The 24907-nt window shown below is 35.5% G+C and carries 26 protein-coding genes and 1 pseudogene; 3 read left to right on the top strand and 24 right to left on the bottom strand.

Going from position 1 to position 24907, the window contains the following annotated elements; all coding sequences use genetic code 11:
* Positions 1-186: 186 nt before the first annotated feature.
* Positions 187-1617 carry an aspartate ammonia-lyase gene (aspA, locus tag ACQKP0_RS24390; RefSeq protein ID WP_427408408.1) on the bottom strand — a complete coding sequence of 477 codons (1431 nt, stop codon included), beginning with the start codon at positions 1615-1617 and terminating at the stop codon, positions 187-189.
* Positions 1618-1805: 188 nt separating this feature from the next.
* Entirely contained in the window at positions 1806-1943 is a 138-nt protein-coding gene (locus ACQKP0_RS24395) for a hypothetical protein (RefSeq protein WP_427408409.1), read from the bottom strand.
* A 240-nt stretch (positions 1944-2183) separates the two neighbouring features.
* Here ACQKP0_RS24395 and ACQKP0_RS24400 point away from each other — a divergent pair, with 240 nt between their 5' ends.
* Positions 2184-2486 (top strand): hypothetical protein, encoded by a 303-nt coding sequence (locus tag ACQKP0_RS24400; RefSeq protein ID WP_427408410.1) that lies wholly within the window; start codon positions 2184-2186, stop codon positions 2484-2486.
* Positions 2487-2515: 29 nt separating this feature from the next.
* Here ACQKP0_RS24400 and ACQKP0_RS24405 read toward each other — a convergent pair.
* Both ACQKP0_RS24405 and ACQKP0_RS24410 read right to left on the bottom strand, forming a co-directional pair.
* A pseudogene (locus ACQKP0_RS24405) lies at positions 2516-2737 on the bottom strand (VOC family protein); the annotation flags it as partial.
* Positions 2738-2831: 94 nt separating this feature from the next.
* On the bottom strand, positions 2832-3728 hold the full coding sequence (locus tag ACQKP0_RS24410) for a DMT family transporter (RefSeq protein WP_427408411.1): 897 nt from the start codon (positions 3726-3728) through the stop codon (positions 2832-2834).
* Between the two features lie 159 nt (positions 3729-3887).
* On the opposite strand from ACQKP0_RS24410, the gene ACQKP0_RS24415 reads away from it, so the two are divergent.
* Complete coding sequence (locus ACQKP0_RS24415; RefSeq protein WP_427408412.1) at positions 3888-5336, top strand: PLP-dependent aminotransferase family protein; 1449 nt, start codon at positions 3888-3890, stop codon at positions 5334-5336.
* Positions 5337-5515: 179 nt separating this feature from the next.
* Here the strand turns inward: ACQKP0_RS24415 and ACQKP0_RS24420 are convergent, their stop codons facing one another.
* From ACQKP0_RS24420 to ACQKP0_RS24445, 6 genes are all read right to left on the bottom strand, one after another.
* The gene (locus ACQKP0_RS24420; protein WP_427408413.1) at positions 5516-6031 is read right to left on the bottom strand and encodes a GNAT family N-acetyltransferase; all 516 of its coding nucleotides are present in this window, start codon (positions 6029-6031) and stop codon (positions 5516-5518) included.
* Between the two features lie 191 nt (positions 6032-6222).
* Entirely contained in the window at positions 6223-7062 is an 840-nt protein-coding gene (locus tag ACQKP0_RS24425) for a PRD domain-containing protein (protein WP_427408450.1), read from the bottom strand.
* Between the two features lie 26 nt (positions 7063-7088).
* On the bottom strand, positions 7089-8516 hold the full coding sequence (locus tag ACQKP0_RS24430) for a glycoside hydrolase family 1 protein (protein ID WP_427408414.1): 1428 nt from the start codon (positions 8514-8516) through the stop codon (positions 7089-7091).
* 14 nt (positions 8517-8530) lie between these two features.
* Positions 8531-10417, bottom strand: a complete 1887-nt coding sequence (locus ACQKP0_RS24435; protein ID WP_427408415.1) for a beta-glucoside-specific PTS transporter subunit IIABC — start codon at positions 10415-10417, stop codon at positions 8531-8533.
* Between the two features lie 511 nt (positions 10418-10928).
* A complete protein-coding gene (locus ACQKP0_RS24440) occupies positions 10929-11399 on the bottom strand; it encodes a DUF523 domain-containing protein (protein WP_427408416.1) in 471 nt (156 codons plus the stop codon).
* Between the two features lie 833 nt (positions 11400-12232).
* The gene (locus ACQKP0_RS24445; protein ID WP_427408417.1) at positions 12233-13051 is read right to left on the bottom strand and encodes a lipid II flippase Amj family protein; all 819 of its coding nucleotides are present in this window, start codon (positions 13049-13051) and stop codon (positions 12233-12235) included.
* 338 nt (positions 13052-13389) lie between these two features.
* On the opposite strand from ACQKP0_RS24445, the gene ACQKP0_RS24450 reads away from it, so the two are divergent.
* Positions 13390-13872: a DUF2716 domain-containing protein gene (locus ACQKP0_RS24450; protein ID WP_427408418.1), complete on the top strand. Its 483-nt coding sequence runs from the start codon at positions 13390-13392 to the stop codon at positions 13870-13872.
* 139 nt (positions 13873-14011) lie between these two features.
* On the opposite strand, the gene ACQKP0_RS24455 is transcribed toward ACQKP0_RS24450, so the two are convergent.
* The 14 genes from ACQKP0_RS24455 to ACQKP0_RS24520 form a co-directional block, all read right to left on the bottom strand.
* Complete coding sequence (locus tag ACQKP0_RS24455) at positions 14012-15214, bottom strand: macrolide family glycosyltransferase (RefSeq protein ID WP_427408419.1); 1203 nt, start codon at positions 15212-15214, stop codon at positions 14012-14014.
* Between the two features lie 133 nt (positions 15215-15347).
* Positions 15348-16076: an MOSC domain-containing protein gene (locus ACQKP0_RS24460; RefSeq protein WP_427408420.1), complete on the bottom strand. Its 729-nt coding sequence runs from the start codon at positions 16074-16076 to the stop codon at positions 15348-15350.
* A gap of 63 nt (positions 16077-16139) precedes the next feature.
* Entirely contained in the window at positions 16140-17225 is a 1086-nt protein-coding gene (locus tag ACQKP0_RS24465; RefSeq protein WP_427408421.1) for a DUF3626 domain-containing protein, read from the bottom strand.
* Positions 17226-17312: 87 nt separating this feature from the next.
* Positions 17313-17663 carry a hypothetical protein gene (locus ACQKP0_RS24470; protein WP_427408422.1) on the bottom strand — a complete coding sequence of 117 codons (351 nt, stop codon included), beginning with the start codon at positions 17661-17663 and terminating at the stop codon, positions 17313-17315.
* A 237-nt stretch (positions 17664-17900) separates the two neighbouring features.
* Positions 17901-18314, bottom strand: coding sequence for a DUF4064 domain-containing protein (locus ACQKP0_RS24475; RefSeq protein ID WP_427408423.1), 414 nt, complete (start codon positions 18312-18314; stop codon positions 17901-17903).
* Between the two features lie 231 nt (positions 18315-18545).
* Entirely contained in the window at positions 18546-19115 is a 570-nt protein-coding gene (locus ACQKP0_RS24480) for a TetR/AcrR family transcriptional regulator (protein ID WP_427408424.1), read from the bottom strand.
* A gap of 358 nt (positions 19116-19473) precedes the next feature.
* Positions 19474-20115 (bottom strand): TVP38/TMEM64 family protein, encoded by a 642-nt coding sequence (locus ACQKP0_RS24485; RefSeq protein ID WP_427408425.1) that lies wholly within the window; start codon positions 20113-20115, stop codon positions 19474-19476.
* 142 nt (positions 20116-20257) lie between these two features.
* Positions 20258-21337, bottom strand: a complete 1080-nt coding sequence (locus ACQKP0_RS24490) for a sensor histidine kinase (protein ID WP_427408426.1) — start codon at positions 21335-21337, stop codon at positions 20258-20260.
* Positions 21334-22020 carry a response regulator transcription factor gene (locus ACQKP0_RS24495; protein ID WP_427408451.1) on the bottom strand — a complete coding sequence of 229 codons (687 nt, stop codon included), beginning with the start codon at positions 22018-22020 and terminating at the stop codon, positions 21334-21336. The genes ACQKP0_RS24490 and ACQKP0_RS24495 overlap by 4 nt, the downstream gene beginning before the upstream one ends.
* A gap of 19 nt (positions 22021-22039) precedes the next feature.
* Positions 22040-22612 (bottom strand): class I SAM-dependent methyltransferase, encoded by a 573-nt coding sequence (locus tag ACQKP0_RS24500; protein WP_427408427.1) that lies wholly within the window; start codon positions 22610-22612, stop codon positions 22040-22042.
* 203 nt (positions 22613-22815) lie between these two features.
* Positions 22816-23136, bottom strand: a complete 321-nt coding sequence (locus ACQKP0_RS24505; protein WP_427408428.1) for an AzlD domain-containing protein — start codon at positions 23134-23136, stop codon at positions 22816-22818.
* Positions 23127-23792, bottom strand: a complete 666-nt coding sequence (locus ACQKP0_RS24510) for an AzlC family ABC transporter permease (protein WP_427408452.1) — start codon at positions 23790-23792, stop codon at positions 23127-23129. Before ACQKP0_RS24510 ends, ACQKP0_RS24505 begins: the two co-directional genes overlap by 10 nt.
* Positions 23793-23903: 111 nt before the next feature.
* The gene (locus ACQKP0_RS24515; RefSeq protein WP_427408429.1) at positions 23904-24020 is read right to left on the bottom strand and encodes a hypothetical protein; all 117 of its coding nucleotides are present in this window, start codon (positions 24018-24020) and stop codon (positions 23904-23906) included.
* A 63-nt stretch (positions 24021-24083) separates the two neighbouring features.
* The gene (locus ACQKP0_RS24520; protein WP_427408430.1) at positions 24084-24899 is read right to left on the bottom strand and encodes a TrmB family transcriptional regulator; all 816 of its coding nucleotides are present in this window, start codon (positions 24897-24899) and stop codon (positions 24084-24086) included.
* Between the last annotated feature and the right edge of the window lie 8 nt (positions 24900-24907).

The raw sequence follows: 24907 nt of genomic DNA on the forward strand, positions 1-24907 counted from the left end.
AGTACCTTGCGCTTCCTTAGTGGTTGGACGATGTGTACCCCCACAGTGGACTTTCACCACCAAGATAGTTGCCATGCCTGGCACACATAAAAAAGACCCCGGTTCCATCCCCGAGGTCATAATTATATGGGGTACACTCATTTTTTCGTACCCTCTAATTCATCATCTATTGATTATCTACTAATTTTACTCTCTATCAAACAGTACTGCACCCGCAATCCCAGGATGTGTCATTTCATACGGATCTAGAATCAAATCAAGCTCTTCCTCTGTTAGAACATCATATTTCAGACAAAGTTCTCTTATCGGAGCCCCGCTTAAAATTGCCTCTCTTGCAATTCGAGCTGCAACTTCATAACCAATATGAGGGTTAACCGCTGTTATCACACCTACACTCTTTTCTACATATTCTTTTAACCGATCTTCATTTGCTTTAATCCCTTTTAAGCAGTGGTCTGTGAAAACACGGAATCCATTATTCATAATACTTATAGACTGAAGCAGGTTAAATACAAGGACAGGCTCCATGACATTTAATTCAAGCTGACCTGCTTCTGATGCAAGACAAATAGTATGGTCATTACCAATTACTTGGAACGCTACTTGGTTAATCAGCTCGGCCATAACCGGATTTACTTTACCAGGCATGATGGATGAACCTGGCTGACGTGCTGGTAACGTAATTTCCCCCAATCCAGCTCTAGGGCCCGATGCCATTAAACGTAAATCATTCGCGATTTTTGACATATTCATCATACAAACTTTCAATGCAGCAGATACTTCTGTGTAGGCATCTGTATTTTGAGTTGCATCCACAAGATGTTCAGCACCAACTACTGGTAAACCGCTAATGTCGGCAAGATGTTTGACAACTAATTCAATATAACGTGGGTCCGCATTTAATCCTGTACCGACTGCAGTCGCTCCCATGTTCAATTCATATAAATGTTGGCGGGATTGCTTAATACGCGTCATATCACGTTCAATTACACGTCCATATGCTTCAAATTCCTGACCAAGACGAATCGGTACAGCATCTTGAAGATGGGTACGACCCATTTTGATTACATGATTGAATTCTTCTGCTTTTTGTTGGAACACACTATGCATATCTTCCATAGTTTTCAACAATTTTTCAAGTAGATTTAATACTGCTATATGAATGGCTGTCGGAAATGCATCGTTTGTAGATTGAGACATATTCACATGAGTATTAGGACTGCAATGGAAGTAATCTCCTTTATCTTTCCCTAGTATTTCGATGGCACGATTGGCAATGACTTCATTCACATTCATGTTTATCGATGTACCTGCTCCACCTTGAATAGGATCAACGATAATTTGATCATGCCATTGCCCTTCGATCATTTCTTCTGCCGCTTTCACAATGGCTTCCCCAATTCCTGAATATAGACGTTTAATGTCCATGTTTGCTTGTGCTGCTGCTTTTTTCACCATTGCCATTGCTTTAATTAATTCTTCATGTATTCTATATCCTGTAATCGGGAAATTCTCAACTGCACGTAAAGTTTGAACTCCGTAATAGGCCTCAACAGGTACTTCCTTTGATCCTAAAAAATCCTTCTCTACTCGCATGTGTTCTTTTACAGTTGACATATTAATCTCTCTCCTCTATTAAACGCAAAATCCTATTAAGATATTTAAAATCATGTATAATCTTCTAATCTTAAATCGTTAAACCACTTACTAATGAGGGTTCAATAATCACATTAACCGCTTTCAATTTATCAGTTTGTCCATATGCACACATCAGTTTCGTGACAATGGCTTCCGTGTTCATATCTTCAGATAACCACCCTCTGTGAACTGTTCTGCAAATCAACGTGTATTGTGGTTGTTCCTGCTTCTAATAGTTGTTGATACAGCTCTTTCATTTCATTTGGTTCAACCATAATTTCTCCTTTATGGTCTAATAAGTTCATACTTAATATTAATGAACAACTGGAAGATATTCAAGTATCCGAATTCCTTATTTTAATAAGAAAATCAATAACAGATTTTAAGAGAACCTATAGGAAATTCCCACAATATTTTCATCCCCCAATAATTAAAAGAGATATTATGATATATAATACATCATAAGGGGAGTGAAAAACGTGAAGATAATTAAAATGATAACAATTTTTTTCGTGTTTTTTTATCTTATGGGTTGTTCACGAGAAATGAGTACTGAACAAACAATAGCTAGGAATGAGATTAACCAAGATCCAGAAGCTGACCTATTCATTCATAATTTCTCAGTTTATAAAAAGGTAAAAAATATAAAAGAAGATATTGATTTGAGCGATTACTCAAGTATTGGAAAGATTAATAGTGTATTTTCGGGGAAGGGATATCTAGAAGAGAATATGTCAACAAAGTTACCGGTAAATACAGAAATTTTCAGGGCAAAAGCTGATTCTCAAGTAGTAATTGCCAAGACCTCTGAAGGATATATTCTTTATCAATCTATACCTGAGGGATAAAAATACACTCTAATAGCTCTTTAGGGTTTAGTATTTAAATGAAAAAGTGGAGTTTTGAAAATAGTATCCTCTGAATAAATCTTGCTGTCTAATACAATTCCTGTTCCATTCATAGGTAATACATATAAATGCCCAAATAATATCTCGCCATTTGCAGGTACCCCTAATATGTCACAATACCAATTACGAGCTTTTTCAACGTTACTTACAGGGATAAATATTGTTCCTACTTGATTTAATATAGGGTTCATACCTGCTGCCTCCGAAAATGAATATGGATATATTTAAGATTAATTCGCTAAAAGTTTAATATTTCCTTCTCGGTGAATGTTCCTGCTTTTTTATTTAAGAAAAGTGTACCTTTCTTTGTAATTTATCTACCTTGATATGAATGAACATGACCCCTGATAGTGCGATGATCCCTCCTACCATTGAGAGGAGAGTTGGTATTTCTCCAACCCACATCCACGCTATCACAAATGACAGAGCCGGTGTTAGGTAAAGGGAACTTGTTGCCTCTGAAGCTCCTATACGTGATGTAACATACGATAATGAGAGATAAGGAATAACCGTAGGGAAAAGACCTAAGTACATAATGCTAAGTGTTGATTCTATTGATGATTTTGCTATTTCACTTGCTAATCCCGGGAGAAAGAAAAGTAGGAAAAACGTACCTGCCCAAATCGTATATGTAGTAAATGCAAAAAATCCATATTTTTTTAAATATCGTGTTTGAAAAACGAAATATAAACTTTCTGAAAAAGATGCTAATAGAATAAACAAAATCTCACTAGTAAATTCAAAATTCCCCCCTGTGCCAAATGAGATCAAAGTCACTCCAAAAAAGCTTATTATAGAACCCATCCACCTTGATAATCCAAACTGTTCACGAAAAAAACAAGCTGCTAAAAGAGCTGAAAAAATAGGAGTCATGGACACAAGCAAGCTTGCAACACCTGAACTAACCGTTTTCTCTCCAATGTTTAAAGCCATATGATAGACTGTGAAACCTAAAAAACCAAGCAATAAAATCGCAGGAATATCTTTTAATTCTGGTAAGCGCATACGAGTAATTATTGCAATGACTACAAGCGCTAAAGAACCAACCAGTAATCGAAAAACAGCCAGATGTTCAGGAGTATAGGATTTTAATCCAACCTGAATTCCAGGAAAAGCTGTAGCCCATAGAAAAATCGTAAGACTATAAGCAACTATAACTCGAGAATCCCATTTTTTTGTCATCTAATCACACCTTTTGCTAAATTGGAAACCAACCAATATAGTTGCTTCCTCTTATTATTTCTCATATTAATCAGCATTTGATAAAATGTCTTCAACCAGTAAGGAAGTTAAAAACCCAACCACTTTAGATAAAAAGATTGTGAAGGAGAATTTTTTATAATGATCAACATCGAAGGGAAACAAAAGAAGCAATCTCCTAAATATCAACAAATCGTGGATTATATTAAAGAGAAAATCGCCAACGGGGAATGGCCAATTGGGAGTAAAATTCCTAGTCAGCGACAACTAGCTAAGGAGTTCGCGGTAAATCGAAGCACTGTTATCACTGCTTTAGAGGAATTAATGGCAGATGGGTTGATTGAGGGGAAAATGGGAATGGGCACAATCGTAGTTAATAATACATGGACATTACTAGCTACAAATCCTCCACCCGATTGGAATGAACATGTCAAATCAGGATTACACAAACCGAGTCAAGCGACTGTTCAAGAGATTAATCAAGCCGAATCAAACAATAACCTCATTCAATTAAGTAAGGGGGAACTTTCAACAGAGGTATTTCCTTTGGATACAATGAAACTCGTCATGCGGAGGGTATCTGAAAAAATGGAGGCTTTCGGATATGAAGAACCGAAAGGATTTCTGCCTTTACGTGAAGCATTAAGCAACTATTTAAGAACAATTGGAGTTCATGTTTCACCTTCTTCAATTTTAATAGTTTCTGGAGCATTGCAAGCTTTACAATTGATTTCAGTTGGACTTCTACGCAGAGGATCAACCGTTTTACTTGAAAATCCTTCATATCTTTATTCTCTGCATGTGTTTCAATCGGCAGGGATGCAGCTTAAAGGTTTGCCGATGGATGAACATGGCCTATTGCCAAATTCAGTTTCCATATCAAAAAACAAGCGAGGCAGAGCGATTTTATACTCAATTCCTTGTTTTAATAATCCAACTGGAATTTTAATGTCAGAAAAACGACGTCAAGAGCTCATTCAAATATGTAAAATAGAACAACTTCCTATGATTGAAGATGATGTTTATCGGGAGTTATGGATCGATGAGATGCCGCCTCCCCCATTAAAGGCAATGGATAAACATGGACATGTATTATATCTGGGCAGTTTGTCCAAGACATTAAGCCCAGGTCTAAGGATTGGTTGGATTGTCGGACCGGAGCCTGTAATTGATCGATTATCCGATATTAAGATGCAAACCGACTATGGTTCTAGTTCTTTATCTCAAAGAGTCGCTGCTGAATGGCTAACAAGTGGGTTATATGAACAACACCTTGAGTCAGTAAGAGAACAACTTAAAATACGGAGAACAATAGTATTAGAGGCTTTAGAAATTCATTTTAAAGATATAGCGACATGGGATGTACCAAAGGGTGGGTTTTTTATTTGGTTAAAAATCCTACCAAAACTTTCAATGAGGGAACTTTACATAAAGGCATTATCTGAAGGAATCCTTCTTAACCCAGGGAATATTTATGGTCAAGAATCCAATCATTCTCTTCGCCTATCATATGGTTATGCTCCATTAAAAGACTTAAAGAAAGGAATCTACCAAATTAGTCGAATCATTCGAGAACTAGCAAAAAGTTAAAAAATTCCTCAACCCATTTCTATCGGAAAGAGGAGTATTAAAAACCATTACCTTTCAGCTCGAGCGGTTACTACCATGGAATGATAGTCAGAGGACCGGGAATTCAATTCAACTAATATGTTAGGTAGTAACCAATAAATACTCTTAGAATATAAATAACAATGCTTTCTACTTTACTTTTATAAACTATAAAGTTTTTTAGTGAAATAGAGATTTAGATCATCATCTACACAAACTTCTTTTCCCGGACTGACTGGTTTTTGATTATACATTAACCCTCTTCCGTCAGGTATATACCCTCTCTTTGCGTAAAGTCGTTGTGCACTACCATAACTTTCAAATAAACCAACTCCAATGCCAACAACGCCATATCTTTCGAATGCGATCTTCTCAATTTCATCCATTAGAGCATTTCCAATACCAAGTTTCCGAAATGGAGGAATAACATTAAAATCATTGATTTCTGGTATGCTATTCTCCTCAAAGTATGGATAGAAAGATTTTGTAAGTAAATGCAGACTGCCAGCAAAGTTACCTTCGTAAAAAGCTAGCAATGTTATTCTTTCACCAGATTTATTTTGTTCCCAGCATTTTGTAATGTAATCCAATGATTTTTGAATCTTATGTTTGGTAAAAACACGATATATAATATTTATGTCATCAAATGTCATCGGTCTAATTTTAATTTGATTCATTACTTTTCCCCCTTTTATTAATTTTTATTTTCGACAAATTCCCAATTCATTCCTGCTACCTTGTGAATAAAGATGTCTTTTTTTGTGGAAAAAAAGAGGACCTCTGTTTATTAATCAGAGATCCTCTTCTTGAATCTTTAACCTTTTACTGTCATTTCACTTAAAAAAGTTCGAAATCTTAAGCTCTTCATCTATTCTTCCTGAGTTGTTAGACGGACCAAATGAATCATTAAATAAAGCTTTTCTTCATCGGTAACGTCATGACCAGTCATATTCTTGCTGTAACTGGCAATGGATTGAGCACATTTATGCTCAGTTGGATATTTCATTTTAAATTGTTCATATAAGAATAGATCCTTTGTGTTTAACTGCTTATTTTCCAAAAAGCGGCGAATAAAATATTGCAGATGAGTTACAAACCTATTGTATCGCATAGATCGATAGTCAAGGTGGACTTTTAGTTTATATTTGACTAGATTCAACATGTCCTTCAACATCTTCATGGACAAAACAGTATTACCAAAGTTTTTGTCCTCTGTCTTCGCGTTAACAAGGTGAAAGGCAATATTCCCCGCTTCTTCCTCGGGTAAATTTACGTTAAATCGCTCATTTAGGTTATTTACTACCGCAAGACCTGCTTCAAATTCTTCTGGATAATGAATTCGCACCTCATTCAATAACTTGTTTTGTAATACAATCCCCTTTTGCACTCGCTCAATCGCAAAAGCGATATGATCTAGTAGTATAAGGAAATATCGATCATCAAGCTCTCCTTGCCAGTAGCCCTTTAAATTTTCCAAAGCGGTATTAATTCCCTCGATATATTCCTTAGGCACACTTTCTAAAATACGAACATATTCTTGTTTACTACGCTGATCATTTGGGACAAAGACCTTCTCAATAGCATCCTCATCAATGGGATCTCCTTGCTTACTCTTAAAACCAATGCCCTTTCCCATTACAATGACTTCATGTCCGTCCTCATCCTGTGAAAGAACAAGGCTATTATTCAATATTTTTTCCACCTTCATATGATCACCAACTTTATTCCTAACGTTCAATCGTTATGGAACAATCCATCAACACCGTTGGATTCTATAACACGCTTGTACCAGAAAAAGCTATCTTTCCTTATGCGTTTTAAATCTAGTATATCGAACTCTCCTCGATTGACATAGATAAACCCATATCGTTTTCCATATCCTTGATGCGTGCTGACAACGTCAATCGCAGCCCATGGACAATATCCCATGACTTCTACACCATCCGTAAGTGCCCATTGAATCTGTTCCAAATGTGATTTGATAAAATCGATACGATAGTCATCATGGATTGTACCATCTTCATTTAATTTATCAGAGGCACCGATTCCATTCTCAGTAATTATTATTGGTAAATTGTATCGTTCATACACTTTTCTCAAAGTTAGACGTAATCCTACAGGATCAATTACCCAACCATATTTCGTTTTATCGACATATGGATTTTCCTCTGCTCGGTAAACTCCTGGCTCTCCAAGCATAATTTGTTGATCGCCTGCCCTTGGGCTTACATCACTCGCATCACCCGTACTTTCGGCAATTGTTGCTGTGGAGTAATAGTTAATGGCAATAAAATCAGGATTCCCTTTCTGAATAGCAAATAGGTCTCCTTCTTCAATCACTGGTTGCCAATTCCGATTTTCTAGATAACTCCATAATAATCGGTTATATCTTCCATGTACAGCTAGATCGAGAAAACTCCAGCCACGAATTGTTTCCCAGTTATGAGCGGCGATCGCATCCTCTGGCTTGCTTGTCGCTTGATACATAGATGTCATATTTATAGCAGGACCTATTTGAGCATGAGGACACATTTCATGGCATAGCGCCATTACCTTTCCTTGTGCAACAAGCATATGATGATTTTGTTGATATAAATCATTTTTAGAAGGGAGTTTTCCACCTTTTGGAATACCTACTGCACCTGGGTGAAGAATAAGTGTATTTTGCTCATTTATAGTTAACCAATAGGAGACTTTCTTGCCAAGGCGATCAAACACTACGCATGCATACTTTACAAACGCATCAATTGTCTCTCTATTGCCCCATCCACCTTTTTCCTCTAAGGCATAAGGTAAATCAAAATGATACAAAGTAACAATTGGCTCAATTCCATAATGAAGAAGTTCATCAATCAATTCCTCATAATGGGCTAACCCCTTTTCATTGACTTCACCTACTCCATCAGGAAAAATACGTGTCCATGCAATAGAAAAGCGATATGCCTTTAACCCTAATTCATGAAATAAACGAATATCCTCTTTGTAACGGTGATAGTGATCACTGGCAACAGTAAAACCAGCTGTACCATCTGCATGATCCATCATATCGATAACGGATTTTCCTTTTCCATCAGCATCCCATGCTCCTTCTACCTGATAGGCAGACGTGGAGGCCCCCCAAAGAAAATTCTTTGGGAATGGCCTTAATTCTTTATATTGCATTTTAAATCCCCCTATTATCTGACGTTTATAATTGTTTCACCAAAGGAAACTTGTTTTCCAACAACCAGTTCAATCGTTTCAAATTGATCATGGTTAGTAATAATGACTGGTGTAACTACTTCATACCCTTTATCGATAATTGTTTGGCGATCAAATGTGATAAGTAGATCCCCTTGCTCCACACGGTCTCCTTGTTTCACATGTGCTTTATAATGTTCGCCATTTAGATTTACTGTATCAATACCTACGTGAATGAGTAATTCCACTCCAATATCACTTTTTAAACCAACAGCATGCTTGGAGTCGAGTAAAGTTACTACTTCTCCAGAAAATGGTGCTCTTACATCATCTTGATCTGGTAAAATAGCTATTCCTTTTCCAATTAGACCGCTAGAAAATACATCATCATTCACTTCTTTTAGTGCAATTGCTTGTCCTGAAAGTGGGCTAGCTACCTTTTCTCCTTTTGTTGAAACGGATGGTTCATTATCTTCAAGTTTTGCTTGTTTCTCATTTCCCCCACTAACAATTTCTTCTTCCGTTGGGTCTTCAAAACCTAGTACCCATGTAACAGCAAAAGTAACAACAAATGCGATCACAATTGTAATTAAAGCATGGACAATGTTCATTGGATTACTTCCGATAAAGGCCGGAATAGCTGCTAGTCCTGGAGATACAAATGCATAGCGAACAAGTCCAGAAAGACCCGCATAAATACCAGCACATCCTCCACCAATCATTGCGGCGATTAATGGTTTTTTCAATTTAAGCGTTACCCCGTATAAAGATGGCTCAGTAATTCCAATTAATGCTGTAAAACCAGCTGAACCAGCTAATTGTTTTAATTGCTTGTTCTTTGTTTTTCCTGCCACGGCTAGTGTTGCTGCACCTTGGGCGATATTAGACGCAAGCATACCTGGTCCATTGATCATTTCATATCCCTTATTTGATAACTGTGTAGTTGCAATAGGTGTCATCGCCCAAGCTGTTCCGGTAATAATCAAGAATGGCTGTAATGTTCCCATAAGCATTGGTATTAACCAGCTAGCATGCGCATTAATTGATTCAGCTCCCAATGCAACTAAATCATTCAAATAAGTTCCAATTGGTCCGATAACTACAAGCGCTAGAGGCGCAGTAATTAACATGATTAACATTGGTTTCATAAAGAATTTAATAATAGAAGGTGATACTCGTTCTGCAAAACGTTCAATATATGACATAATCCATATTGTAATAATAATTGGTAGAACAGAACCTGCATAATCAGTCAATCGAACAGGTACACCAATAAAATGTAGAGTCTCCCCAGATGCTAATACATTCGCCCAGTTTGGATGTAGTAACACACCAGCAATCGTCATGGACAAAATGGGGTTCGTTTCAAATTTGATGGAAGCTCCATACGCTAGTAATACTGGCATAAAGAAGAATGCTGCATCTGCAACTGTATTCAGAATAAAATAAGTCTGACTTTGCTCTGTCAAAATACCTAATAATACAAGTACTGCTAAAATCGCTTTAATCATACCAGCACCAATAATTGCTGGAATAAACGGTGTAAAAGTTGTAGAGATCACGCTAATCAATCGGGAAATAAGACTTTTCTTTTCTTTATTTTTACCTTGTTTATTGCTGTCTTCTCCAGCTCTCTCAGATCCCATTTCATTTTGTATTGCACGGTATGCTTGTTGCACCTCGTTGCCAACAATCACCTGAAATTGTCCACCTTTATCTACTACTGAAATAACACCAGGTAATTGTTCAATCTTACCTTCGTCAACCATAGATGAGTCATAAAACTCAAATCTTAATCGAGTGGCACAATGTGTTAACATGGATACATTTTCTTTGCCACCAACAAGTTTTAGTACGTCTTTACCTAGTTGTTTATAATCCATCTTCTTTCTCCTTTATAAGGTATTTACACTAAGTTATGGGACAAAAAAAAGACCAAAATAAGATGCAACTTCCCCCATAAGGAAAAAAGTGCAAATTATTTCGGTCTTGCCTGCTTTACCAGTAACACGCCAACATAACTTGTATTATATTCAATTAAATCGCTTACACAGATATTAGCATACTAAATTAAATATAACAATATGCTAATTTAACTTTTATATTGTAGTACTTTCAAGATAAACAATAATTATTAAATAAGGCTGTTTTCGCACAGATTGTTGTTTTTCGAATGTGAAAATATATCCGTACAAAATATAGTAGACGGGGCATCTTTTCGTAAATTTTATTCATTACTTATTTATTAGAAGTTTGCATTAACAGTTTATTAATATGTCTAAAAGCAACAAAGTTTACGAAAAGAGCCTTATATAAAAAAAGGCCCTATTTTCGTTTATAATAGGGGCTTTTGGCATTTTTATTAATTTAGAGAATTAACTAAGGTGTTGGTGCTTATTCAAGCAAATCTACCGTTTGTTCCACAAATTGTTCTTCTGATATCACTTGTATTCCATTTCTTTTAAGTAAGGCAGAAGTAACTCCATTTCCAACAATTTTTTTACCTTTAAATTCACCATTGTAAATCATTAAACTACCGCAGGATGGACTATTCTCCTTGAGAACAACTAATGTTGCATTTATTTTTTGAGCTATTTCTAATGCAGCATAGGCTCCCTTTATGTAAAGTTCGGTTACATCTTTACCAGATTTCTCAACAACTTTAGCCTTTCCATCCAGTACATCTTCTCCGTCTCCACCTACTATTTCAGCAGGTTCCCTTGGGGTTGAAAATCCTCCAAGCAATTCAGGACAGATAGTTTGAGCTTTATTCTCTTCGACTAATTTATTTATCCTATTATCTAAGCAGTGCGTAGCATTATACCTGACTTTTAACCCTGCTAAACAGGAACTCACTAATATCATTAACCCCACCTCTTTAATAAAAATTGAATCATATCATAACAATTCATACAAGACATATTGAATACGCTGTTCTGATATCCATCCATGAATCGTAAAACCTGATCTTAATCACATTTTATTGGTAATACTGATAATACTTACGTACATAAGGTTTAATTTTAGAAACTGCCTTTAAAAAGTCACAGATATGTTCTCAAATAAACAGAACCAAAATATATAACGCTCATAATTAAAAATACAAATGCAAATGTCGTCAATCCTTTTGGTAATTTACCGTAAAAATATATTAATACTAACCCAATCAATATGTGGATAATAACGAAAAGCATAGGACTCATTTAGCTTCACCTCTTACCTAAATTGCATCATTTTTGCTATAATAAAAGACCTTCTATCACTGATCTTTTTTCCTTACTTCAACAAAAAAGAGGACTTTACTTGAAGAACAAGTGATTCCGATAATGTGGAGAAAAACTTAAAAACATAACAAATAACTCGAATACAAATGAACAAATATAACACAAAGAATTATCGCTCCTGAGGTGAAGAAATTAATAAATTAATATCATAAGCGGACAATAAATCCGCTATTTTTATTATATGACCTAATTTAAGGGCTCAGCGGACACTAAGTACTCTATTTATGAAAAAATACAAGGAAACTGCTGCTTTTTGACAAAATAGCGGAATCTATGTCCGTAAATATAATAAATTAACCCATTTTGTAGAAAATAAAGGAACTAGTGTCCGCCAAACTCTCTTTGTCCAATATTGCTCCACAAAAACTGAACTACCACTTGATACCCACCTGGCTACCTGAATAAGAATTTTCTTTAAATCATCTCAGCAAACCAAGCTACATAATAAGCAGCAGGGATAAATAGAAGCTGAGCCACAATTGTACCCAACAATTTTGAACTAACCATTGTCAACGAGTAGCTCTTTAAGTAGATATATTGACTTTGTTTTTTCATTACTTTATCTGCTAATACTGAAACTTTAGGATCAATAAACAATGTTAATAAAATTGTTGCTATTCCATTTATTATCCCAGATGACAATAATGCAGCTTGTGAATATTTTGCGGGAACTAGCATTGATGCATATATAGAAGAAAGAACACCAACAGTAAATACGGCTGAGATGATTACATTAATCACAAAAAGACGTTTAGGAATCGTTTTTAAGGTAATTCCTTTTAGGAATGTAAGTCTTGGTAATCTAAAACACATAATAATTTTTTTAAAACCCTTACGATTAAAATGATTAATAAATAGTGCTATAATTGAACCATTTTGATTTGATAATTGAACAATGGCTCTTGAAAAGATATTAATAAATGTTGGAAAAAGAAGTATTCCAAACAAAACTCCAACGGTTGTTACACAAATTAAAATTCTATATTGTTCCTCAATAAAGTTTAATGGGTTTGAATGTTCAGGTACCGCTGCAATAAGTTTTCCTGTAAGAGGTTGTTGGATCATAGTGGAAAACCTCGAAACAATCACTAATGTACTAAATAAAGATACGGCGGTTGCAATTAATCTCACTCTTGCTCCTGAAATCCTAGTAGAATAGGCTAGAGTCTCAATCATTGTTATTATCAATAAAAATAAAGCTATAATAATTAATTTACCTGTAATTAATTCCATAAAAATCTCCTTTAAAAATTTATCACAGCTATATTATAACTCTAATTTCATAATTCGAAATATTTTTAACGAAAATGTATTCTGGATTATTTTCAAAACTACTAATTTAATAAAACTCGTGAATACTCACCAAAGATCGTACATGAAGTCACTAAATACATTACTCCATCAGAGATACATTGCAATAAACAAGTATTTTACCGGAAACATGTATATTTTGTATAATATTGTTTAATTGTTATTTATTCAAGTATAAGGATGACATAGTAATTAATATTAAACAATTAATCTCCCTCATTATTAAAATACAGCATGGTAAAAGGAAAGGTGGTTATTTCATGAAGAACTGGGTTACGTTTTCCTACAAAGAGTACAATCAAATTTGGGACAGGATATATACAGATTTTAAATTTAATCCAAGTATTTCTAAATTTCCGTCATTTAAAGTGCCACACCCTTTTATAACATATGATATTTCCGATTACTTCGGAGAGTCAGATGCTTATGATGACCTTGAAGAAAAGGCATTGCTTGTATTTAAAGAGAACACATTATTTGACGAATATATATTGGCACTAGATTGGCAACACGAATGTTATTGGGTAAATCCACACTTAAAATTCGAAAGAGATGAATTCGGAGAATGGACAATACCAATTTTTCCAGATGGGGATTACTATTTCTTTATTCAGAAGGATTTTAAGTGGGGTTATTTAGGACATCCTTGGGAGAGGAGTATAACTATATTTGGAAAAGAAATAATAGAAGCTTTCGGTAAACATAAACCAAATATGTTTCATAAGATTTTAAGACAAGGCTGATTTTTCACCTTAATATAAAGGACCCATTTTGGGTCCATTATCGTTTTTAGTAATATCAACATATCATTTAACAAAGTCAATAAAAAAGAAATTGGCGTAACCATTACAAAAAAAGTTAACAATAATGGCAGCTGAGAAATTAGATCTCATATCGACTCTTAAATTCGAAAATCTCATCAACAGCTCTTTTGTACCCGCCCGATTTTTGAAAAGATTCCTTAATATTTGCAACAGCATTATGGAAAGATGGTTGGTTTAACACATGATCGACTGCTTCACGCAGTTGATTTGCAGTCAAGCTTTGCATTTGTAATTGAATACCTGCTTCGATTTTGGCAACTTGCCCCGCAATTATCGGCTGATCTGCGCTTTGCGGGATTACAATGAGCGGAACCCCGTAATAAAGACCTTCATTGGTGCTGTTCATTCCACCATGTGTAATAAATAATTTAGTGTATTTTAGCAGCTCAGTTTGTGGAACATAATTTTTTACAACGAAGTTTTTAGGAATCTCCCCTAAATCAGATACTTGAACTTTATTCCCAATAGACATGACAACGGAATAATCTGTGTTCCCCAATGCTTTAAAACAAAGCTTATAGAAATCAATTGCTTGGTTTAAGACTGTACCAAGTGATATGTAAATGGGGCTTTTTCCCTTGATTGCAGTAAGATCGATGTTTTCTTGATTAAAGCGTGAAGAGATGGATGGACCTACAAATTTGTAAGTTTGGTCGAATGATTCTCCAAAAGGTTGAAACTCCCTAGTTGTATAAACAAGTGTAAGTGGTGCTGGATTACAAAAAACTTCGTAAGGAGAATGGATCTCCACACCATATTTTTCTTTCACCATTTCCGTAAGTCTTTGATATTCATCGAATATCGGTTTACCTATTTCTGTAGGAATTTTTTTAGAAAGCTGTTCCAACATATTCTCAAATGATGGTTTTGTCTCCGCAAACGAAGTACAAGAACTGATTGCGGGAAGCTTAAGGATTTGGGCCAGTAAACGTCCACAACCAAACATGGAATCGTGGATGATGTAATCAAAATGCTCTCCTTTGATCTGTTCAAGAACACTAGGTACGACGATATCTGCCGTATTTAAAAGACCATTGATTCTTTCGTGTAAATAATTTCTTCCACCTGAGATAAAGGCTTTTATAAATTTTTGACTGTCAATTGTTCGTACAGTTGCTCCCGTTTTCTCAATACGTTCCCGAAAATCTTCTATCGTAAAGTACACTACCTCTTCGCCGCGCGAAATAAGCTCTTGGACAACTCCAATAGTTGGATTTATATGTCCTTCTGATCCACAATTAATAAATAACACACGTGCCATTTACACCACTTCCTTAAGTAAATTTATGAAAGAGTTTGGGTTATTGTCCCATACTATTGTTCTTAGTTGAGTGACGTCTTTTACTTAAATGTCTTTTGTTAATTATTTCGCTTTTATTTGCCAAACCAAAACTTCATTCAAGTAGAAGAACTTCATCACCCACATGAATTTCACCAGTTTTTATGACAGAAGCATAAACACCAAAATGATTATTTCTTTCTTTTACAACTGTTTTAAGCAAAGTCGAATCTCTTTCTGCACTTTCGGGATTAACGGTTATAATCATACATCTTTCGCAATGCCTTTTTAATTCTATCTCCACTTCATTCCCTATTCTAACACGTCTGCCAAACCATTTTTCTTCTACAAACGGTAGTTTTTCCTTTAATGATATAAGCAAATTTGGACGAAAACGTCGATAATCTATCTCTGTTTTTCCCCAAATTTGTTTCAACTTTTGTAATGAAGCGTCCGTTACAAGCTGAAGGTGTTCTTCTTCAATTACTCCTAAAGGTACATTCGAAGGTGAATATGTAACAAGGGAAATTTTTCGTTTAGATTTGTTTTCGATTTCTTTCGTTAATTCTTCATCACCCCAATTAAAAATCTTACCTTCTGGTGTCATTATTTCGACTTTAGGATACGCCTTTTCTAGCTCTTCCCCTACAAATCTTGATTTATATCGAACCATTTCTGGAAATTGCGTAATGGTTAAAAATTTCCCTGGTCTTTTTTCATCTAAAAAAGCATGGCTACGGTCTCCGTACAATCCATATTCCATTACCCTTGTTTTCTGTACGCTCTCTCCGTAAAAGGATTTCACGGGATGGCGGACAATTTCCCTGATATGCCCGATTAACATTAATTTCCCTCCAGTTTTTTATTCAATTTTTTTATTCCTTGCTCAGTTAAACACTTCTATTAGTTAGTTACTAAATGGACGACCATATCTAACTAAAACATGCCACAGCAGTTTTAATTCTTGAAGGACCTCTTCAATTGATCCACGATCTAGCCAAGATTTTGGATTCTGTTTCAAGTCCATGACAGCCGCTCCTATTATACTCGCATCAATATAATTATTTTTCGCAATACGTTTTGCTAATAATGGCATTGTTGGACCTCTAAAATCTGCTGGAACTTCTTCAACCATTAGTTGAAAGCCCTTATGCCAATAAAGATCAATTGAATATTTAAGGCACATATTTTCTAAAGTTTTCCCTACAGTAGTACCTTTGAATGATGGATCTGCAACAAGCACTTCTACGTCTTCTTTAAGTGATATATCCCCATGAATCTGAGCTTCAATATAGTGGTTAAGATTACGGTTTGGTTCTCTCTCTGCTGGGTTTTCTAAACCTTTTTGAAGATTGAACAGCAGATGATTTATTAATCTTACAGGTGTTAGATTATTTTCGCCGATTGCAAAATCTCTTGTGAATGTTTCTTCTAATAGTGCAGACAAAATGAGGTCAAACTCTTCGAAAGTTCCTTTTTCTTTTGGATTTTGATGTGAATCTAAGTAGGTGTATGTTGAACGTTTGGACACTTCAGGAGATAGTAAAAAATAACATGAGCCAAAACGCGGTGCGGGACCATCTGAATGTAACATTAAGTTTAATGCTCCATACTTAGGACGTAGGTCAGTGGACGCCCCCTCTATTTGGTATGCTCCACCAAACATTTCCTTTTCCCAGAGGTCCCGTTCACCACCAGGATAAGCAGATACACTTCCATTTGATAAACGGGTTTCAAACTGACTCTTATAGATCCCCTGCTCTAGAAGGGCATCGGCCACAGTTTTCATAGATAAATCTGGACGGTCAGGGTGAAAGTGTAACCCAATCATTGTGTGATTCTTTAAATTCTCAACAGCCTTTTCAAAAGTTTGACTTGATATGTTTGACATTTTAAGGATATGGTTAATCGTTACTCTAGCTTCGTTTTTATTATCTCTTGCGTGATTTGTAATATGCTTTAAGGCCAATAATTGAGATTTTGATAATTTCATAAATTAGACCTCTCCTTTTCTAAATCAATCCCATGGTAAGAATTAAGATAATTTCTTAAATCCTTGAATCTGAAATATAGATACCTCCTATATTTGATATTTGAGTTTAAACTGTTGTGGCTTCTTTTTATTATAAAGAATCGTTACCCTTTTTCCTTCTTCAAAGAAAGAACGATTCTTCGTATACGTCCACACTTTGTTCGTGACGGTGATTGGTTTATTTTGTAATGATGAAAATTGCACTGTTAACTTTACTCTTCGCTGTGATTCCCCGCTTGCATACGTAATCTCATTGCCCACTGTCCGATGTGAAAATCCACTTTCAATAATTTTTGCGTTTGTCTCAATCCATTCAATTTTTTGATACTTCAATGGTAACAGCCATAACATAACTAGAATGATTAGAAAGAAGACACCTAGCCCAATTAAAATGTACATTTTCATTCCCACCTATTTTTCTTTTATTTTATTAAAAAAAAGACTGTAGGCAAACTCGAAATTCTTCGAAGTGGGGTAGCGTCAGGAAAATACGGATTTACAACGTTAAGGAAATTACAATATTAAAAAGCCCAATTTCTCAGTGAAATTGGGTAATTGGACTTTTTTCGTTACTCCAGAATAGCACGATTCTATTCAATCATTTGGGTGGCTTTTAAGAAGTTGTTATATCAGCCCTTACATTCTCATTTCTTGTTTCTTTTTTACATTTGGCTTTCTAACCAATGTTAATATTCCAGCTATAACAAAGAACGGGGCAGGAAAGTATCCGAACACCGAAATAATACAAACCACCACCGATACTATAATAAGTAACCATCCTGTTAATTTCGGGCTACCATTTACTTTTAACAAAATTATGGCAATAATCCCTAGCGCAATGCCAATAATTCCGGGGAGAATCCACAATGTTCCTGCTTGATTCATTTGATCGAGTGTATTAGCTACTGCGCTTTCACTCCATTTTGAATGTAAATATTCGAGATATGCTTCATTATCTTTGAGGTATAAGAAAACAAAACCGATTACAACCATGATGAAACTTGTTACAGCTCCAATGATGTTTAATACAATTTCCACTGTTCGCTTCATATTTAAACCTCCATTATAATTTTAGCAACTCTTTTCTAAGATACTAGGTTCAAGACTTACCTCCAAATGCTTTGTAGAAAATGTGCACCGTATGAGAATTGGCATGCGAGGAAATTAACCTCTTGTTCTATCCTCGCAAAACGTCCGTTGTATACCCACCAGATAACGAAGTAATATAACTCCAAAAAATGAATGAATATTTTTCTTATTCATTCATATTCGAACGAAATATCAATCCGTCAATCCTTTCATGATAAACTCCACTAGGTATTGCATGACCTTTGGAAAATGGTGAATCCCAATGTCTTCCTTATGAGTATCGATATAGGATAAAGAATCAAATATGGCGAGTATATGTTCATCCTCTATATCCCCCCTAATCTTCCCTTCTGCTTTCCATCTTTTAAATAATTCAGCATAAAAGTTACGGATGGAAGTATCAGTGTTTTTCTCTTCTTCATGGTAATGAATCTCCAGCTCACGAAAGAAATCCCGGTTATACCATTCCTTCAGGATAAGATTAGAGTTCATAGCATTAAAGTTTTGTGCTGTAATATTTGTCACAATCGTTACGGGATCTTGACTCAGGTCAAGAGATTCCATAATTTGTTTTTTTATGTTTTCGTTTTCCTTTACGTAAATTTCCAAGAACAACTTCTCTTTTGAGTCGTAGTAGTTATAGAAAGTCCCTACCCCTACCCCCGCCATTTTTGTGATATCCGAAATATTTGTATCTTTAAATCCTTTGGAGTAGAATAACTCCCTAGCGCAATTAAACATCTCTGCTTTTTTATCTTTCAATTAATCAACCCCTGAATGAATTAAATTTTTATTCATTCACATTTATTCATAGTTTAAATTTACCGTCAATACCCATATTTCAGAAAATTCATTCACCCGCTAATATAGAATAAAAATGACACAATTGAATTATGGAGGAATAAGATCTGAACAAAAAATTGAAAATGTAAAAACAAGTGATGTCACTTTCTGAAACGGGTATGGTGAAAATAATTAGTATTCTAGCAAACTAATTGTGCAACAGCCGCTCTTACGGCTGTTTTTTCACCAGAACCCAATAACAAAAACCATAAATCGGCTCTTTTTCTGATTTGCTCTTAAGTATATCTACAGATAGACACCACTGTACAAAAAGTGATTAACCGTTTTGTGAATTTGCCTCAGATTTCAGTTTTTTTAAGATATTTAAAGAAATAGCGGTAATTCCTACAATCATAATGATACTCACCACAATCCCGGAAACAGATTCGCCAAAACTTCCGCCCAAGGTGCTATACAATGCCATCATAGGAATATTCGAAATGATGATGGTTAAAAGGTACAATGGATAACTGATTCCCATTGATGCTGATAAATAACAAATTACATCTGTCGGTAAAATCGGACAAATAACACCCAATGCCAAAAATTTATAATGATATGTCTCCAGCAGCCCCTTCAGTCGAGGTTGTTTTACATTTAAATAGTGGTTAATCCTAGCACTGGTAAAGGTTTTAGCCATCATAAAAACCAATGATTCACTTATCACCATACCTACCATAGACAGAGTAAAGCCAATCGTTGGACCTAAACAAATTCCCCCTAAAATCATAAGAGTAGATCCCGGCAAGAAAATCAGAAGTCTGAATACCCATAATCCTATAAAAATGAAAAATGTGTATTTCGGATATCCTGAAATAAATTGCTTTAACGCATCTATATCAATTGATAATAAGTGATTTTGTTTAAGAAAATAAATGAATATAGCCCATATAAAAACTAAAAATATTTTCTTCCCCATCTTACATTCTCCTCTACCTGCTGTTGTTTACAAATCTATCGTAAGCAAAAAAGGTTAAGAAAAAGTCTCAAAAATTCTTAAGGATTATGAAGTGCAGTTAAATATTAAAACAGCTTACAGGAAATAATGTTCCCGTAAGCTACTACTCTTTCAGTCTATGTTCAATAATAAAGGTCAGCCATCCTGCTTTATAATCCACTGTTATGGTTCCACCATGAATCTCAACAATTCTTTTTGATATCGCGAGCCCAAGACCTGCCCCTCCATCTTCTATTCTAGCTTGATCCCCCCGATAAAAACGTTCAAATAATAGATTCACATCTTCAACTGGAAGCTCCTCTACCTGATTGGAAATCGACAAAAACGCATTTTTTCCGTCTGAATCAAGATTAATCTTTATAAAAGAGGGTTTTATACTGTATATTTTTGCATTCATGAAGAGGTTATCATACACACGGACCATTTCTTCAACATCCATGGTTACGAGAAGATCTTCAACAGGGATTGATTTCTGAATACGTAACCCTGCCTTTTCGAAAATGGGAATGTATTCCCCGATTATCTGTTCCAATAGACCTCCTAAGTCTATGACAGTAAGGTTTAATTTGATATCAGGGCTTGTTAGTTTAGTGTATTCAAAAAGTTCGTTGATCAGTGATTTAAGCTCCTGTGATTTAGAATAAATCGTTTCTACATAATCTGTTAATTGCTCGTCATCTTTATATTCTTTTTTTCGCAGCAAATCCAAATAACCGATAATCGATGTTAATGGGGTCCGCAGATCATGTGAAATATTAGTAATGAGTTCATTTTTGGCATTTTCTATTTGCCTCTCATGTTCAAATTTATTTTCAAGTTCCTTTGACATTAAGTTAATATTTCTTGATAGCTGAGCTAACTCATCATCCCCTTTAATCACAATGGTAGAACCTAGTTTTCCATTGGCAATATTTTGGACACTGCTGGTGATTAATTTTAAATATTTTATTTTATTCCTGATGATTAACAGAAAACTTATGATAAAAGATAAAATGACAACAACGGTCAAGGTATTCACAATGAGATTGTATTGATCGACGCTAAGCCGGTTGGGGGGTAATAAATGAAAACGGTTAAGATTGTATAAAATAATATATGCGATGAAAAGTGATATGGCAAAGCTTATAATAATAGCGATGAGGAGCTTAATACTTATCTTATTCCAAAACCGTTTTACCCTCATATTTTATAGCCTACTCCCCAAACAGTTTTTATATAAATAGGATGTTTAGGGTCCTCCTCAATTTTTTCTCTTATTTTTGTAATATGAACCATCACGGTATTATCCGATTTAAAGAAATCTTCCTTCCATACAGCTTCGTAAATCCGGCTAACATTCAAGACAATCCCCTTATTACGGGCAAGGAGTTCAAGAATATCAAATTCCTTCGGTGTAAGCCTCACTTCTTTTTTCCTCACCCATATTTGTCGTGTATCTGTATTGATAATAAGGTCGCCAATTTCAATGACGCTCTTATTGCTGTCTGCATCCACATTGTATTTTTTATATCTTCTAAGCTGGGATTTAACTCTTGCCATTAGTTCCATTGAGTTAAATGGTTTGGTGATATAATCGTCTGCACCAGAGGAAAGACCTTGAATTTTATCAATATTTTCCGATTTAGCCGAAAGCATGATGATAGGCATATTCCGTTCTTCCCTTATTTTCAAACATGCCTCGATTCCATCCATTTTCGGCATCATGATATCCAAAATAATAAGGTCAAACTCATCCTCTTCCAACCATTTCAATGCTTCAAGCGCATCGCCCGCTGTTTGTGTTTGAAAGCCCTCATTTCCTAAATAGATTGATATTAATCTTCGAATTTCATAATCATCATCCACTATTAAAATCTTCCCATTCAATATCCATTCACCATCCATTTCAAAAAACAGTTGACTGGTTGCTACATGAGAATACATAGGCTGGGGGTATATTTCGAAACTCCCTCTTAATTTCAATCCGCTCAAAATATTGTTGAATGAATCTTTTCTTGAATTGAGTATATTGGAAAGTAATAAATTTCCCATGATCACTCAACAGTCTCTTTGTTTTTATTAAAATAGTATTTGATACACTTTTAGGCAAACTCGCAAAAGGTAAACCTGAGACCACATAATCAATATAAGGGATTCCGTATTCATTTAAATATTTGTCGGTGTCCTCGGCAGAACCATTTACAATAAATATATTCTCTTCGTTCTCATACCTTTCCTCTAACAGCCTGCAAAATTCCTGATTACTTTCAATCAGCAACACAACTGTATGCGGTCTTCTGTTTTCGATGATTTTATCAGTAAAGACTCCAGTTCCTGGGCCATATTCAACGATATATTCAGCAGTTTCGAAATCAATATGATCCATCATTCTTTGCGCAAGATTCTTTGAACTTGGCAAGATAGCCCCAATAGTTCTTGGGTTTAATAAATATTGGAAAAGAAAAAGAAAAGACTTCATGAGTTGATCACTCCATAAGTTTGAATGTATTTAATGTTTTTTAGAATACAGTTCAAACCTAAAGAAATAGTGGTAAAAGTTCTTAAGAATTCTTAAGTAAAAATAAAGAGCATGTTTTGAAAAAAGATTGATCAAAACATGCTCGTCATTATTTTTACTAAAGCTATAATTTCAAATTCTAATAAACTACTAAGAATATTAACTTATAAAAATGTGTCTAATAGAAACAAAGCGACTACACCGGCCCCTACTGTAAGAAGAAGACTTCGGGTGAAGATGGCAACAACGAGGGAAACAGCTGCTGCCAATAACCGCATTGGCTCCCATTCACTATTTTCACCTAAAGGAAGCAGTTCCTTAGCTATCAATGCAGCCATAATGGCGACTGGTATGTGATTCAACCAGCGCAGCCCCCAATCGGGTATATTCATTTTACTTAAGACGACCATAGGAAAAACACGGGGTATTAAAGTCACAATCGCCCCTCCGATGATAATTAAGAGCACTTCCGGCCTTACTTCCATCTTTCTATCACCACCCCTAAAGCTGCAGCCACAACTGTGGCCAAAATTACATCAATCCCTGTTGGAACAATAAAACTTGCACAAACAGTGAATAAAACAGCACCTGCAGCAACTAGCAAATCCATACGTAATTTAGAACGAGCAATAACTTGCAATACGACCAGTCCAATAAACATTGCCGGCAATGCAAAATCGAGCCCAAATGCCTCTGGATGAGGGATCCATTTTCCTAACAATCCTCCTAATACATTCGCTAATGTCCAATTCAAATAAGCCGTCAAATTTAATCCAAGCATCCAGTTGTTGCTTGCATATTTCTTATCCGACAGATAACTTGCAGCAACACCGAACGTTTCATCCGTTAGCAGAAATCCGTGTACCGTATTTTTCCATGCACCTAAATGACGGAAATGCGGAGCGAGTGCTGCACTTAGCAAGAGATACCTAAGATTGACAATAAATATTGTCAAAATAATAGACATGATCGGTGCTCCCGAAACCAACATCCCTGCTGCAATAAACTGCGCTGAGCCGGCATAAAGAAGTAAAGACATGAGTGCAATTTCGAAAAGGCTTAACCCCGCCGTTTTCTCTACAACTCCTGCTGCAAAACCGATGCTTAAATAACCAAGAACGGTTGGTAAACAATCCTTCATCCCTTTTAGGAAGCTATCTTCACTTTTAAACAAAACAACATCCTTTTTAAGTTCCAAGCTCACCCCTCCTTACAAGAAAGCTATTTAATACTACAGCACATCAACTAGAAGTTACAGCGAGACTTCCAGCTGCATATTGTTCTTCCCCTTGCTTTTTACTTTTGATAGAGCCATTTCCCCGATTTCATTCATATTTGAAACATGGGTTCCCCCGCATGCCGTGTTCATATGTCCATCCCCTTTTAGATGTTATGATTATAACTACTATAAACATATGAAAGAAAATACGGTTCATGTTGATTTGAACCGTTTTCCTGTTACCACATGAATGAGATCATGATTCGTCCGCCAAAGTGCATCCAATTTATCAGGACCAAACTCTTTTGTTATTTCCTCTATCATAATGTCATGCCTGATGTATTCAATCGCAACAAGCACAAGTGCTGGATCCGTTGTCTTTACAGCCCAAGCAGATGCAGTATCCGAAAAATTAGCAATCACCACTTCTTCACCATCACGTGCAGCAACACTTAGACGGCCGCCCATTCGTTCTTGAACGATTTCCGGGGTCATGTAATTATGATGATAAGTTAACCCTAGTTGAGTATTCGGTGATCCAAACAAGATAGTGAATACATTTACTCCTTCCGCTACTTTCCGATCTACCGCTTCTTTTATTTCAGGCACTTCAGGCTCCCAAACAGAAAGCCATAACTCGTCTTTCGAATTGTTGATTATCGTCAACATGTCTTCTATTACATGGTCATTGCCTCGAATTCTCCAAATAACATCTGTTTCTTGTTCACTTTCTAAAGATGATAATTCTTTTTCCAAAAAGTCAAAAGAAGTTTCAAACGTTTTCCGTAATCGATCAATCAACTCTTTAGCCGGTACCGGTGAGTATTTAACCGGCTCGGAGGGTACTGTATAGATGGCTCCCTTATCTAACAATTTACCCAAAACTTCGTAAATCATCGAACGTGGCACACCAGTACGTTTACTTATTTCATAACCAGTCACAGGTGAATTTCTTAATAAGCCAACATATGCTTTACATTCATACTGTGAAAATCCTAATTTTTGAAGTTCTTTATAAATATTTTCCATAATACTCC

Source organism: Heyndrickxia sp. NPDC080065 (genome assembly GCF_050281185.1).
Taxonomy (GTDB): Bacteria; Bacillota; Bacilli; order Bacillales; family Bacillaceae_C; genus Heyndrickxia.